Genomic DNA, 14102 nt, shown 5'->3' on the forward strand with positions numbered 1-14102 from the left:
ACGATCACCGCGAGTTATCGATGCCCTGGACCAGCATGTTCACCGCATCCTGCGAACTCATGTCGGTCACGAAGAACTTGCTCGCCACATCCTGGAACACGTTGGCGAATTCGGCCTGGCTGGCGAAACCATGGGTCATGGCGCCGACCAGTGCGCCGGACTTGAGCGCCGTGGCGCGGTCCTCGGCAGCCTTGATGCCGCAGCTGTCGTAGTCGGAGATATCGACATCGGTACGCGCCGGGATCGAGCCCTTGATCAGGCTGAAGTCATGCTGGGTCTTCTTGTCCATGGTCACGTCGGCCAGCAGCACCTGGGCCTTCTGCACCGCCGGGTCCTTGACCTTGAACATGCCGAAGGTGTCCATCACGAACTGGAAGGAAATCTCCTTGCCGGGGGTCTCCAGGCAGAGGAAGTCGCTACCCGGCTTCATGCCCTTGGCGAGGAACTCGCCCTTGGCCCAGTCGCCCATGAACTGCATGGCCGCCTTGCCGTTGATCACCATGCCGGTGGCCACCGCCCAGTCGCGGCCGGGGAAGTTGTTGTCGGCCAGGCCACGCACCTGGCGCAGGGTGTCGAACACCTTGACCATCTGCGGGCTGCCGAGGGCGTCCTTGTCCAGGTCGATGGCGGTCTTCTTGTAGAAGTCGGCGCCGTAGAGGTCGATCAGGATCGCGTCGAAGACGATGCCGATCTGCCAGGGCTCATCGCTGATCGCCAGCGGTACGTAGCCGGCCGCACGCAGCTTGTCGCCCATGCCGATCAGCTCGTCCCAGGTGTGCGGCGGCTTCACCCCGGCCTTCTCGAAGGCTTTGGCGTTGGCCCACAGCCAGTTCTGCCGGTGAGTGTTGACCGGCACCGCCTTCCACTCGCCGCCCTGCTTGAGGAACGGCTTGAGGGGATCGGGTACCGCGGCGTCCCACTGGTTGGCCTTGGCCTCCTGATCAAGGCTGGCGAGCATGCCCTGTTCGGCCCAGATCATCCCTTCGTGCCCGAGGAACTGCATGGCAGCCGGCGGATCACCTGCGGTCACCCGCGCCCGCAGCGCCTGCTGGGCATTGCTGCCGCTCATGCCGCCGACGGCCGAATCGACCCAGGTCACGCCCTTGGCAGCAAGGTTCTGCTTGATCACGGTGACCGCCTTCACCTCGCTGTCGGAGACCCAGGAGTGCAGTACCTCCAGACGCTGTTCGGCCATCGCGGCAGAAGCGCCCAGCGCCGCGCCGAGCAAGGCGATGCAGGCGCAGAACCTGCCTGGATTGACGGGGCCATGCCCCTTCGCTGGCTTGTGTGTTTTCACCTGTGTTGCTCCTGTCTTGTAGGTTTTGGATGAAGCGATGAAACGACCAGGTACGGGCTCGCCGGGGCCCTGGATGGCCCGGTCGAGCGTCGATTCGGCCGGCTGACCGGCAGTGTTGGAATGCGAAGAAAGTGGGCTAGAGCCGCAGCCGCAGGACGTGGCTGGACACGGCCGGCGCAACGCCGCCGGCCCGCACGGTGGCGAGGTCGGCCCGCAGGCCGCTGGACGCCACTCCCTCGATGATCGAGCCCGCCAGCGGGCCGGAATTCGTGTTCATGGGTGGGTACCTCGCTCGTGTCTTGTTATCGAGTTATTCGTATAACTCGTTTCTTTCGAAGCTATCACCACCGCCTGGCTTGTCAATGGGCTTGTTTAGCAGAGTCGTTTTTAGGAAACCGGCGCAGTGACCAAATGGTCAGAATTCCCGTAGAGCATCGGCACCGCCTCTCAGATTTCGCCTACAAGCCGCATTATCGGCGGATATGGCGACATATCCAAAAGCGACAAAATGCGTTTCGAGCGATTCGAAGGCTCATCTTTCAGCCACCGAATACAGCCTGGAAGCCGCGCCCCAGGCTTGGCATCGCCTTGGTCGACGCCTGGTATTGACAAGACTTCTGCCGGTGGTAATGTGAAATTAAGGTTATACGTATAACCCCTAGCCGATTACGCCACGCCAAAAACAAGATCGAGGTGAAACCATGGCCAGCTCCCTTCATGACCCGTGCGGCTCCACCCCGCATGCCGGCCAGTCCAGCTCGCAACCCGCGGCCTCCCGGCACGCCCTTGCGGGTCACTTCTTCGTCTTCCTGCCCGATGCCGCTGCGCTCTCCGATTACCCGGAGGTGATCGCACCGGCGCAGAACGCCGCGCTCTGCGCAGCCAAGGCGCAGGAGAGCACCTCGATCCCAGGCCGCGGCAGCCACCGCGCCGCCTGAATCCACTCAAGAAAACCAACGAGAACAACCAACCAGCGCAATGCCGCCTGCGCTCCGGGCACTCCCCTGCCCGGAGCTCGCCGCCGGCTCTCGCAAAAACAGCAACACCGGAGGTAACCAACCGTGACCCGTGTCCTTTACCTGTATGGCGGCTGGCCCGGCCATTTCCCCTACGAAATCGCCGCCTGGGCCCGCGAGCTGTTCGCCGAGCTCGACTTCCAGGTCGAGGAATCGACCGACATCTTCACCCTCGACCGCGACCTCACCGGCTATGACCTGATCGTCATCGGCTGGAACAACGCGGTGACCACCGAGACCCTCACCGCCGCCCAGGAAAACCGCCTGCTCGAAGCCATCGAGAGCGGCACCGGCCTGGCCGCCTGGCACGGCGCCGGGGCGGCCTTCCGCGCCAGCCTGAAGTACCACTTCGTGCTCGGTGGCTCGTTCCTCGAACACCCCGCCGGCGAGGGCTACCCACATCCGTACATGGTCAATTTCATCGACCGCGAGCACGAGGTGACCCAGGGCGTGGAGGACTTCGAGGTGCGTTCCGAGCAGTACTACATGCAGGTCGACCCGAACCTCCACGTGCTGGCGGAAACCACCTTCGACGGCAACCCGATGCCCTGGCTCAAGGGCCACCGCAGCCCGGTCGCCTGGGTCCGCAACTGGGGCGAGGGGCGCGTCTTCTACCACTCCATCGGCCATGACACGAGCAACCTCGCCGACCCGAACATCCGCCGCCTGACCAAGCAGGGCCTGAGCTGGGCCGCATGCAAGCCCGCCTGAGCCATCACCGACCACCTGAAGGAGCATCGACATGCCCAAACTGACCGGCAGCCAAGTGGTTGCCCAAACCCTGAAGAACTACGGCGTCGAGTACGTCGCCGGGATTCCCGGCCACGGCATCTGGACCCTCACCGACGCCTTCCTCGAAGAAGAGTCGAAGCTGAAGTTCATCCAGGTCTTCCACGAACAGAGCGCCGTTCATCTGGCCGACGGTTACTACCGCGTCAGCGGCAAGCCCATGGCCGCAGTGACCTCCATCGGCGCCGGCGCCAGCAACACCGTGATCGGCATGGCCACCGCGTTCACCGACTCCACCAGCCTGATGCTGATCACCGGCGGCCCGCCCACCCACATGCGCGGCCATGGTCTGCTGCAGGAACTGGAGCGCTACACCGACAACGACTTCCCGAAGATCGCCGAGGCTGTCTCCAAGCGCCACTGGGTCGCCACCCGCGTTGAAGAGATGCCCTTCATCATGCACCGCGCCTGGAGTTCGATGATGACCGGCCGCCCCGGCCCGGTGCACATCGAGATCCCGATGGACGTGCAGGCCGAAGCCGCCGAGGTGAACCTGCACGCCATCGAGGAGCGCACCCCGGTCGGCAAGGTCTTCCCCGACCCGGCTGCGGTGGCCAAGGCTGCCGACGTGCTGCGCGAGGCCAAACGCCCGGTCATGGTGATCGGCGGCGGCGTGATCACCGGCGAGGCCTGGAACGAAGTCCTGGCCCTGGCCGAGCTGTGGCAGATCCCGGTGGTGACCACCTGGAACGGCAAGAGCGGCTTCCCCGAGGACCACCCGTTGTTCGCCGGCAGCGTCGGCCAGACCGGCACCCTGTGCGGCAACGCGATGGCCTCCAGCGCCGACGTGATCCTCGCCGTGGGCTGCCGTTTCACCGACTGGTCGTCCTCCAGCTACGCCAAGGGCGTCACCTTCTCGATCCCACCGGGCCGGTTGATCCACATCGACATCGACCCGCACGAGATCGGCAAGAACTACCCGGTGACCGTGGGCATCGTCTCCGACGCCAAGTACGCGCTGGCGCACCTGGCCGACGCCCTCAAGGGCCAGAGCGTGGACCGCAGCGATTACATGAAGGACCTGCTAGCCCGCCAGACCGAGTGGGAAGAGAAGCTGGCCACCCGCCGCGACTCCGACCGCTTCCCGTTCACCTCGCAACGCCCGCTGGGTGCCCTGCGCAAGGTGTTCCCGCGCGACACCATCGTGGTGGTCGGCTCGGGCAACACCCAGGGCGCGGTCAAGCAGACCTTCCCGGTCTACCAGCCGCGCACCCACCTGACCTCGGGCGGTTTCTCGTCCATGGGCTGGGCAGTGCCGGCGGCCATCGGCGCCAAGCTCGCGGCGCCGGACCAACCGGTGGTGTGCATCCTCGGCGACGGCGACTTCCTGATGACCAACCAGGAAATCGCCATCTGCAAGACCAACGGCATCCCCGTGGTGTTCATCATCCAGAACAACGCCGGATACATGTCGATCCGCGGTGGCCAGCGCAAGCAGACCAGCCGCCACATCGGCACCGAGTTCAACACCCCGGACGGCGAGCCCTACTCCCCGGACTACAAGGCCATGGGCGAATCCTTCGGCCTGCGCTCCTGGCGCGTGGAACGCCCCGAGGACCTGGAACCTATCCTCAAGCAGGCGCTGGAGTGCAACGAGCCGGTGCTGATCGAAGTACCCACCGACCGCGACGCGGCCGGGCCCTGGGTACCGGGCTGGTGGGACTTCCCGATCCCCGAGTACATCACTGACGAGCGTCAGGATGAGTACTGGGAACTGCGCAACTCCGAACAACACCTGTAAGAGGTGAGGAAGGCTCTGATGAGCGATCTGCTGTTTTCGACTCATTCAGCGCAGCGACCGGAACAGGGGGCGCCGGCCAGCCGGCGCACCCTGTCGCTGGTCGAGCCTGATGAAAGCGGGCTGGTGACGTGCGATGTGGCGATCATCGGTTCGGGCATGGGCGGTTCCACCTTCGCCTATGCGCTGCGCAACCAGGGACTCTCGGTGGTGGTGATCGAGCGTGGCGACTTCCTGCCGCGCGAGATCCACAACTGGAGCGCCCAGGCGGTGTTCGGCGAAGGTCGCTACCGCAATGCCGAGCAATGGCTGGATGCCGACAACAAACCCTTTGCCCCCGGCGTCTTTTATTACGTCGGCGGCAATACCAAATTCTACGGCGCCATGCTGCCGCGCTTCCGCGAGGCCGACTTCGGCGAAATCCGCCATGCCGAAGGCGTGTCGCCAGCCTGGCCGGTGAGCTATGCGGAAATGGAGCCGTACTACTGCGAAGCCGAGGCCCTATACAAGGTGCACGGCAACGCCGGCGCCGACCCGACCGAGCCCTGGCGCTCGCAACCCTACCCGTGGCCGGCGCTGCAGCACGACCCGGCGCTGAGCGCGCTGGAAACCGCCATGCGCCGCGAGGGCCTGCAGCCTTTCGCAATGCCGGCGGCGGTCGACTTCGGCGAGGACCGCCCCTGCGTGCTCTGCTCCACCTGCGACGGCTACCCGTGCCTGGTGGACGCCAAGGGCGACGCCGAACTTTCCGCCCTGCGCCCTGCTCTGCAGCGCGGCAACATGCGTCTGCTCAACCGGACCAAGGTCGAGCGGCTGCTGACCAGCGAGGATGGCAGCCAGGTCACCGAGGCCGCGGCCACCCGCGACGGCAAGCCGGTACGCATTCAGGCCGGGCGCTTCGTGCTTGCCTGCGGCGCGGTGAACACCGCGGCCCTGCTGCTGCGCTCCGCCAGCGAGCAACACCCTGCCGGGCTGGGCAACAGCTCGGGGCAGCTCGGGCGCAACTACATGGTGCACAACAGCACCTTTCTGGTGGCAGTCGATCCGCGCCGGCGCAACGAGGTGATGTTCCAGAAGACCCTGGCGCTGAATGACTGGTACCTGCCGACCCGCCACAACATGTTCCCCCTGGGCAACGTGCAGATGCTCGGCAAGATCCGCGAGCCGATGATCTCCGGCATGCGTCCCTGGGTGCCGAAGACAGTGTCGCGCTACCTCACCGACCACAGCGTTGACCTCTACCTGACATCGGAAGACCTGCCCACGACGCAGAACCGCGTCGAGTACGACACCGTGCGCGATGCGATCAAGGTGTTCTGGACGCCCAACAACCTCCAGGCCCACGAACAGCTGGTGGAAAAGACCACCGCGCTGATGCGCTCGGCGGGCTACCCGCTGGTGCTCACCGAGCGCATGGGCATCGGCACCAACTCCCACCAGTGCGGCACTGCAGTGATGGGCGAAGACAGCAGTCGCAGCGTGCTGAACCGCGATTGCCGCATGCACGACCTGAGCAATGTGTGGATCGTCGACAGCTCCTCGTTCCCCTCCTCCGCTGCGGTCAATCCCGCGCTCACCATCGCGGCCAACGCGCTACGCGTGGCGCACGGCTTCCTGCACCCGGCAACCAGCGACGATCAGTGATCGTCCTTCAAGAGAACAAGAGGAATCACGATGAACATTTCCGGGCAAACGATGGCGCTGCACTCGACTGTTTCGCGCCACGGCACCCTGGCCACCGATGTCGACATCACCCGCCGTCTCGGCCTGCAGGCGCTGGAGGCATCGGGCCTGAAGATCGCCAGCTACCTGGACGCCGGCTTCACCCACGGCGAGCTGAAGCACCTGCTGGGCGATCTGGATATTCCCGGCGTCGGCTACCTGGCGAACATCGAACGCCAGGGCGCCGAGGAGCACGCGCTGTTCGCCGAGGCCGAGGCGCTGTTCACCCTGGCCCAGGCGGCGGGCGCCAAGGGCGTGCAGGTGCTCACCGGGCCGATCAACGTCGAGGCGGTACGCGACTTCGAGCGCCAGGGCCATTCGCAGCTTTATGCCGGCCTGCTGGGCACCGATCTGCGCGAACAGAAGCTGCTGACGGCCAACAACCTGCGGCGCCTGGCCGATCTGGCGCAGGGCTTCGGCCTGACCCTGTATCTGGAAGCGTTGTCCTGGACCCCTCTGCGCGGCATCGACCACCAGGTGGAACTGCTCGATCGCAGCGAGCGCGACAACCTGAAGGTGGTCATCGACTTCTGGCACTGCCACACCTCCGGCGACACCCCGGATGACGTGGCGAAGATGGACAAGCGCCACCTCTACGGCGTGCACGTCTGCGACTCGCTGGCCTTCGCCGGCGGCATTCCCGACGAAGTGGTGCTGCGCGACGTCCCCACCGGCCAGGGCACGCTCGACCTGCAGGCCTGGACCGACGCCGTGCTCTCCACCGGCTACCAGGGCTGGTGGAGCTGCGAGCTGTTCTGCCGCAGGCAACAGCAGCAGGACAGCTACGCGGTGGCCAGCGAGCTCAAGGCGCTGCTCGAACGCCTGCTGAGCCGATGATCCCCACCCCATTCCGCCACCAGGCTGAGAGAGCTTTCATGGTTGACTACATCGTTATCGGCGGCGGCTCCACCGGCTGCACCGTCGCTTCGCGGCTGAGCGAGGACCCTTCCGCCTCCGTCGTGCTGTTCGAGGAAGGCCCGCGCGACCGCAGCCCCTACATCCACATCCCCGGCGCCTACTACAAGACCGCCCAGGGCCCGCTGCTCAAGCGCTACGAGTGGGAACCCCGTGACGACCAGGCGCGCACGGAAAAACCGACCATGGTCCAGGCCAGCGTGCTCGGTGGCGGCAGCTCGGTGAACGCGATGATCTACATCCGCGGCGTGCCCCAGGACTATGACGGCTGGGCTGCCCAGGGCGCCGCGGGCTGGGGCTATCAGGACGTGCTGCCGTACTTCCGCAAGGCCGAGGACAACGAGCGCTTCAGCAATCAGGTGCACGGCACCGGCGGCCCGCTGGGGGTCTCCGACGTGCCCTACATCCACCCGCTGACCAAGGTCTGGCTCAAGGCCTGCCAGGAGTTCGGCCTGCCCTACAACGCCGATTTCAACAGCGGCGATCCGGCTGGCTGCGGCCTCTACCAGATCACCGCGAAGAACGGCTTGCGCAGCAGCGCCGCCAGCGCCTACCTGGCCCCGGCGAAACGTCGCGCCAACCTGTCGGTCCGCACCGGCTGCCGCGTCGAGCGCATCCTCATGCAGGGCAACCGCGCCAAAGGCGTCGAGTTCATCGAGAACGGCCACCGCCAGCAGATCTTCGCCAACAAGGAAATCATCCTCAGCGCCGGCGCCATCAGCTCGCCGCGCCTGCTGATGCTCTCCGGCATCGGCCCGGCCGAGCACCTGCGCGAGCACGGCATCGAGGTCGTCAGCGACCTGCCCGGCGTCGGCCAGAACCTGCAGGACCACATCGAGATCTCGCTGGTCTACGAACTCACCGGCCCGCACAGCTACGACAAGTACAAGAAGCCGTTCTGGAAGGCCATGGCCGGCCTGCAGTACGCCCTGTTCCGCAACGGCCCGGCGGCCTCCAACCTGATCGAGGGCGGCGCCTTCTGGTGGGGCGACAACACCCAGGAAACCCCGGACGTGCAGTACTTCATGGTGGTCGGCGCGGGCATCGAGGAAGGCGTCGACTCGGTGCCCGGCGGCAACGGCTGCACCCTCAACCTGGGGCAGATTCGCCCGCGCTCGCGTGGCTACGTCGAACTGCGCGGGGCCGACACCAGCCTGCCGCCGCGCATCGTGCCGAACTATTTCTCCGACCCGTACGACATCGAGGCGCTCACCGATGGCTGTATGGTCGGCGAGCAGATCATGCGCCAGGCGGCGTTCAAACCCTTCATTGCCCGACGCCACGTGCCGGGCAACGAGGTGCGCAACCGCGAGGAGATGCGCAAGTTCTGCCTGGAGCAGGCCCATGCCGCGCTGCACCCGGCGGGTACCTGCCGCATGGGTACCGATCCGGGTTCGGTCGTGGGGCCTGACCTGCGGGTTCACGGGGTCGAGGGCCTGCGGGTCGCCGATGCCTCGATCATGCCGACGCTGGTGTCGGGCAACCCGAACGCGGTGTGCATCATGATTGGCGAGAAAGCCGCCGACATGATCCAGAAAGGCCTGGCGCACAAGACTGACACCTGCGCCCTGCACCAGACCCTGCCTGCCGAATCGGCCTGACCGAGCATCCTTTCTGCGTTGCACTGCCACAGCCACCGGCAGTGCAACGCAGCTTTTTCAGCCCCTGGCCGATGCCAGTTGCGCTGCCAGCGCCCTTACCCGCCGCGCCGCATCCAGCAGGCGTGCCTCGGTCATCTCGCCCTTCTCCACTGCCTCGACCAGCGCCCGAGCGACCGAGTCCAGACCCGCCTCGCTGGAAAGCAGCAGCAGGTCGGCACCGGCACTGATCGACGCCACGGCGGTCGCCTCGATGGAGCGGCCACGGTGAATGCCCGGTGCGTCCAGGTCATCGGAGACGATCAGCCCGGTGAAGCCCATTTCATCCCGCAGCAGCCCGACAGTGGTCGCCGATGTGCTGGAAGGTTCCCGTGCATCCAGTGCCGGCACCAGCGCCGGGCCGACCATGATGGCCTGCACTCCGCCCGCGATCAGGTCGGCGAACACGCCCAAGGTGGGCTGCAGCTCTTCCCTCGAACACTCGACGATCGCCTCTTCCACCGCCGGGTCCAGCGGCGTCACCGGGTACCCCGGAAAGTGCTTGGCGACGGCGGCGACACCGGCCTGCTGCACGCCGTTGACGTAGGCACCGCTCACACGGCTGACATCCTCTGCCCGGGTTCCCAGGGTGCGATTCTGCAACCAGGGATTCTCGCCGGTGACGACATCGACGATGGGGGCCAGGAACAGATTGACGCCCATGGCTCGGGCCGACTCGGCGACCGACGCCGCCTGCCGCGCCAGCTCCTGCGTGCTCAGCGTGCGGGCCTCAGCAGCGCTGGGCAGCGCGGGAACCAGCCGGTGCAGGCGCAGGATGCCGCCCAATTCCTGATCCACGGCGATCAGCAGGTCCTGCCCGGCCAGTTCGCGGGCCTGGGCGACCAGTTGGCTGAACTGCTCGCGGCTCTCGCTGCCCTGGCGCTGGGCCGACATCGACCGCGCCAGGTATTCCGCGCGGGTCTCGCCCAGCAGCAGCGAACAGCCGCCGCTGGTGAGGAAGTCGCGGACGGCGCCATCCAGCTCCAGCCCGGCAAAGGCCGGCAGCAGGGTCGCGTAGGCGCTTTCCAGTAGTGTGCTCACGGTTTCACTCCTTTTCTCAGGTGACGACTTGGGTGACAGATTCGGCAGGCCGGCGCCGCTTTGCGGCCGATACCCGGCCCTCAGGTGCGTTATGATCGCGCAGGGACTTCGCGGCCCGGGCAAGGCACAAGCCGCCAGGGCCGAACAGGAATGAGCGCCACGGAAGTGGCTGAAGAGTGTGACGATGGTTTCGATGAAGGACGTGGCATTGGCCGCCGGGGTTTCCCAGCCGGCTGTTTCCTATGCCTACAACAAGCCCGGCAAGCTGTCGGCGGCGCAGCGCGAGCACATCCTCGCGGTGGCGGAGCAGCTCGGCTATCCGGGACCCAACATCATGGGGCGCAGTCTGCGCTCGGGTAAGGTCGGCGCCATTGGCCTGATGGTGATGGACAAGTTGTCCTACGCCTTCGCTGATCCCTCGATGATCGCCCTGCTGCGCGGCATCGGCGAGATCGGCGAACTGTCCAACGTCGCCCTGACGCTGTTCCCGCTGAACAACCAGCGCATCCGCAAGGAAGACGGCAAGCCCGGCAACACCAGCCTGGCGGTGCGTGGCCTGGTGGATGGCCTGATCATCCCGACCATGCCCGACGACCACCCGATGGTGCGGGCGGTGATCCAGCAGCGCATTCCCTACGTGGTGGTGGACTCGCCGATGATCGACGGCGCCCATTACGTCGGCATCGACGACCGCGGCGCCGCCCGGCAGCAGATGCGCCACTTGCTGGAGCTGGGACACCGGCGGATCGGCGTCATCGTCGATCGCCTCAACCCCGACAACCACCGTGGCGAGGTGGACTTCAAGCGCTTCAAGTCGTCCACCGAGATGATCGTGCGCGAGCGGCTCACCGGCTATATCGAGGAAGCCGAGGAAGCGGGCCTGGCGTTCAGCGATCTTCATGTCTTCGAGGCCGGCGGCTTCGACTCGACGGTGGGCCAGGCGGCCGCCACCAGCCTGCTCAACCAGTACGCTCCCACCGCCATCGTGGCCTGCTCGGATGTCATGGCGCTCGCCTCTATCGGTGCCGCGCAGGCCTTGCAGATGAAGGTGCCGGACGATCTGTCGGTGATCGGATTCGACGATATCGCCGAGGCCGGCAATGCCGGCCTGACCACCATCCGCCAGCCGTTGGTGGAAAAAGGTGTCTACGCCGCGCGCTTCCTGGTGGACATTCTCAACACACCGCCCGCCGAGGGCGACGAGCCCAAGCGCAAGATCTTCCAGACCCAGCTGGTGGTACGCACTTCCACCCGCAAGCTCGACTAGCCACCGCTAGTGCGCAGGCAGTGAGGTTGACGCCCCGCTGCCTGCCGGCGATGACACGTGGGCGCGCATCAGGAGCGGGCTGAAGATCGCCAGCAGGCCGAGCAGGATCAGCGGTGCATAGAGCAGGTAGCTCAGCCCGAAATAGTTGACCACCGCAGCGATGCCCGCCGGCCCCACCAGCATCCCCGAGTAGCCGATGCCGTTGACGATGCCGATGTTGCGACCGGCATGAGCCGGGTCCTTGCGCCCCGCGCTGGAGAGCATCAGCGGGGCGATGCAGGCCAGCCCCAGGCCATAGAGGCCGAAACCGACCAACCCCGCCAGCGGCGTGCCGCCGATGATGGTCACGAGCAGACCGGCCACCGCCACCAGGCCGCTGCAGAAAACCATCTGCGCCGCGCCGATACGCTCGGCGATGCGGTCGCCGACGACCCGGCTGAAGCACTGCGCACCGATGAACACCGTGATCGCCAGGCCGGCCTCGGAGGCGCTTGTGCCGAGCTGGCGGCGTACGTATTCCTGGCCCCAGTCCGAGACCGCGCCTTCGCCGATGATGCTGCCCAGCAGCAGGATGCCGAAGCCGACCATGATCAGGATGATCTGCCAGTTCCGTACGGAGCTGGCCGGGCCCGCCGCATCACTGGCGGCAACGGCCATGTCCTGGGCCGGCGCCTCGCCCTTGTCGAGCAGGAAGTGCCCGGTGACCAGGCCGATCAGCAGCATCGCCAGGCCAAGCACGGTGAACGGCACCGCGGCGCTGCTGGTGTAGTGACTGGCGAAGTAGCTGCCGACTATGCCGATCAGGAAGCCACCGAAGGAATAGAAGGCGTGGAAGGCCGACATGATCGGCCGCTGGTAGAAGCGCTCGACCTGCACCCCGTGTGAGTTCAGCGCGGTATCGATGGCACCGCGGAACAACCCGAGCACGCCACCAAAGGTGACAGCGAACCAGAAGTGGCTGATGTAGCCCATGGGGATGATCGACAGCGGATAGGCAATGGCGGTGGCGTAGATGACCTTGCGCGCGCCGAACGCATCGACGAAGCGCCCCACGGCGATGCAGCCGATGGCGGCGCCGACGCCGATGCTCAGCGCGATCATTCCGAAGTCCACATCGCCGAGGCTGCCCGACAGGCCCATCTGTTCGCGGAAGGCCGTCACGCCGGTGGACCAGATGTACATCATGGCGCCGATCATCATGAAGCCCGCGAAGGTGGCGATGCGCGCCCGGCGAATGCGTGGAGTGACCAGGTTGTTGTTTCTCTTGTTCATCTTGTTTTCAACAATTCCGTAGCACAGCTGAAGACTAGTTGGCCCGCAGGCCACAAGCCGTTGGTTGGTAGCTGCGGACTCGCTCCTCGGTCCTGCAGGCACTCATCTTTCTAAAAAACTGACCTTCCCTTCACTCCGATTCGGCGCTGGGCAGCTCCACCCACGAGCGCTCCCGGCTCGATTGCAGGCAGGCATGGCAGAACTGCACGCCTCTCACTCCCTCGACAAGCCCCGGAAACAGTGCACTTCCGATGCCAGGTTGCTGATCGTCCGTCGCCATGGCATCGGCGAAATCCGCGTAGAGCACCGCCAGCGCTTCCAGATAGCCCTCGCTGCAGCCGGCAGGAAGGCTGCAGCTGGCGCGGGCATGGGGGAAATTATCCGCCTGGCCGCGCCGGTAGATCCGTTCGGCCTCGTCCACCGGCCTGACATGCAGCGTCTCCGGCACTTCCTGGCGCCACTCCAGCGACGCCTTGCTGCCGACCACCTTCAGGCTCAGCCCGTTGCGGTGGCCGGGCGCGGCGAAGCTCAGCCACATCAGGCCGTCGGCGCCGCCGTCGAACTCAAGCTGGGCGACGCAGTGGTCGTCCATCGGCCAGCCCGGGACCTTCGTCGAAAGATTCGCGTTGAGCCTGCGGCAGCGCTGGCCAGTGACGAATTCCATAAGACTCAGGGCATGGGTACCGACGTCGCCGACCACACTGGTCGCCCCCGCCTTGGCCATGTCGCCGCGCCAGGCCAGGCTGTCGCTCAGCCCCTCGGTGCCCTGGCAAAGCCACTCCAGCAGGTACTCGGCCTGCACGAAACGGATATCTCCCAGCTCGCCGGCACGGATGCGGCTGCGCGCCTCACGGACCATGGGATAGCCCAGGTAGGTGTAGGTGACGCCGAAGAAGGTCGGTTGCCGGCGAACCAGTTCCAGTAGTTGGTCAGCCTCGTCCAGGCGATTGACCAGGGGCTTGTCGCAGATCACCGGGATACCTGCGGCGAGAAACGCCTGGCAGGCCTCGAAGTGCAGGTGATTGGGCGTCACCACCACGACCACGTCAATCGCATCCCGACGGCCGCGCTCGGCATCCGCCATGGCCTGTACCGAGGGGTATATGCGCTCGACGTCGATGCCCAGCGCCCTGCCCGCTTCCTGCGATTTCGCCGGCGACGAGGAGAACACACCGGCTACCAGATCGAAGCGGTTGCACAGGCGCATGGCGGCCCGGTGGTAGCTGGCGAAATAGGCGCCTTCGCCACCGCCGATCATGCCGGCGCGCAAACGCGGCTTCGCCGGTATGTCGGTTGTCAGGCTGGGCATGGCTGGATCTCCAGGCTGGGTGGTGGAATGCTGCGCAAAACCGCGGAGCGCCGAAGCGCCCCGCGGGTAGCGTGAGCCGGCGCAGGCCCCAGCCCCGGA

General features: G+C 66.1%; 12 protein-coding genes. 7 read left to right on the top strand and 5 right to left on the bottom strand.

All coding sequences use genetic code 11. The annotated features are described in order from the left end of the window. Window positions 1-4: 4 nt before the first annotated feature. Window positions 5-1297, bottom strand: coding sequence for an ABC transporter substrate-binding protein (locus tag UB43_RS27870; protein WP_052969626.1), 1293 nt, complete (start codon window positions 1295-1297; stop codon window positions 5-7). Between the two features lie 136 nt (window positions 1298-1433). Continuing rightward, the gene (locus UB43_RS29735; RefSeq protein ID WP_156160524.1) at window positions 1434-1574 is read right to left on the bottom strand and encodes a hypothetical protein; all 141 of its coding nucleotides are present in this window, start codon (window positions 1572-1574) and stop codon (window positions 1434-1436) included. 424 nt (window positions 1575-1998) lie between these two features. On the opposite strand from UB43_RS29735, the gene UB43_RS27875 reads away from it, so the two are divergent. The 6 genes from UB43_RS27875 (at window position 1999) to UB43_RS27900 (ending at window position 9078) form a co-directional block, all read left to right on the top strand. Beyond that, window positions 1999-2235, top strand: coding sequence for a hypothetical protein (locus UB43_RS27875; protein ID WP_045217854.1), 237 nt, complete (start codon window positions 1999-2001; stop codon window positions 2233-2235). Window positions 2236-2358: 123 nt separating this feature from the next. Continuing rightward, window positions 2359-3024 (top strand): ThuA domain-containing protein, encoded by a 666-nt coding sequence (locus UB43_RS27880; protein WP_045217855.1) that lies wholly within the window; start codon window positions 2359-2361, stop codon window positions 3022-3024. 31 nt (window positions 3025-3055) lie between these two features. Then, a complete protein-coding gene (locus UB43_RS27885; RefSeq protein WP_045217856.1) occupies window positions 3056-4843 on the top strand; it encodes a thiamine pyrophosphate-binding protein in 1788 nt (595 codons plus the stop codon). Between the two features lie 18 nt (window positions 4844-4861). Then, window positions 4862-6484, top strand: a complete 1623-nt coding sequence (locus tag UB43_RS27890; protein ID WP_045217857.1) for an FAD-dependent oxidoreductase — start codon at window positions 4862-4864, stop codon at window positions 6482-6484. Between the two features lie 30 nt (window positions 6485-6514). Further along, window positions 6515-7399 carry a sugar phosphate isomerase/epimerase gene (locus tag UB43_RS27895; protein WP_045217858.1) on the top strand — a complete coding sequence of 295 codons (885 nt, stop codon included), beginning with the start codon at window positions 6515-6517 and terminating at the stop codon, window positions 7397-7399. A gap of 38 nt (window positions 7400-7437) precedes the next feature. Next, window positions 7438-9078, top strand: a complete 1641-nt coding sequence (locus UB43_RS27900; RefSeq protein WP_045217859.1) for a GMC family oxidoreductase — start codon at window positions 7438-7440, stop codon at window positions 9076-9078. Between the two features lie 57 nt (window positions 9079-9135). Here UB43_RS27900 and UB43_RS27905 read toward each other — a convergent pair whose 3' ends face one another. Then, window positions 9136-10155, bottom strand: a complete 1020-nt coding sequence (locus UB43_RS27905; RefSeq protein ID WP_045217860.1) for a glycoside hydrolase family 3 N-terminal domain-containing protein — start codon at window positions 10153-10155, stop codon at window positions 9136-9138. A gap of 184 nt (window positions 10156-10339) precedes the next feature. Here UB43_RS27905 and UB43_RS27910 point away from each other — a divergent pair, with 184 nt between their 5' ends. Beyond that, a complete protein-coding gene (locus tag UB43_RS27910) occupies window positions 10340-11422 on the top strand; it encodes a LacI family DNA-binding transcriptional regulator (RefSeq protein ID WP_045217861.1) in 1083 nt (360 codons plus the stop codon). Between the two features lie 6 nt (window positions 11423-11428). Here the strand turns inward: UB43_RS27910 and UB43_RS27915 are convergent, their stop codons facing one another. Beyond that, the gene (locus UB43_RS27915) at window positions 11429-12694 is read right to left on the bottom strand and encodes an MFS transporter (protein WP_045217862.1); all 1266 of its coding nucleotides are present in this window, start codon (window positions 12692-12694) and stop codon (window positions 11429-11431) included. A 130-nt stretch (window positions 12695-12824) separates the two neighbouring features. After that, a complete protein-coding gene (locus UB43_RS27920) occupies window positions 12825-14003 on the bottom strand; it encodes a Gfo/Idh/MocA family protein (RefSeq protein WP_045217863.1) in 1179 nt (392 codons plus the stop codon). Between the last annotated feature and the right edge of the window lie 99 nt (window positions 14004-14102).

It is taken from the genome of Pseudomonas sp. 21 (assembly GCF_000955805.1).
GTDB lineage: Bacteria > Pseudomonadota > Gammaproteobacteria > Pseudomonadales > Pseudomonadaceae > Pseudomonas.

Coding starts and splice junctions, on each gene's coding strand:
- UB43_RS29735 (WP_156160524.1), bottom strand. CDS start 1,574: ATGAACACGAATTCCGGCCCGCTGGCGGGCTCGATCATCGAGGGAGTG.
- UB43_RS27875 (WP_045217854.1), top strand. CDS start 1,999: ATGGCCAGCTCCCTTCATGACCCGTGCGGCTCCACCCCGCATGCCGGC.
- UB43_RS27885 (WP_045217856.1), top strand. CDS start 3,056: ATGCCCAAACTGACCGGCAGCCAAGTGGTTGCCCAAACCCTGAAGAAC.
- UB43_RS27890 (WP_045217857.1), top strand. CDS start 4,862: ATGAGCGATCTGCTGTTTTCGACTCATTCAGCGCAGCGACCGGAACAG.
- UB43_RS27895 (WP_045217858.1), top strand. CDS start 6,515: ATGAACATTTCCGGGCAAACGATGGCGCTGCACTCGACTGTTTCGCGC.
- UB43_RS27900 (WP_045217859.1), top strand. CDS start 7,438: ATGGTTGACTACATCGTTATCGGCGGCGGCTCCACCGGCTGCACCGTC.
- UB43_RS27910 (WP_045217861.1), top strand. CDS start 10,340: ATGGTTTCGATGAAGGACGTGGCATTGGCCGCCGGGGTTTCCCAGCCG.
- UB43_RS27915 (WP_045217862.1), bottom strand. CDS start 12,694: ATGAACAAGAGAAACAACAACCTGGTCACTCCACGCATTCGCCGGGCG.
- UB43_RS27920 (WP_045217863.1), bottom strand. CDS start 14,003: ATGCCCAGCCTGACAACCGACATACCGGCGAAGCCGCGTTTGCGCGCC.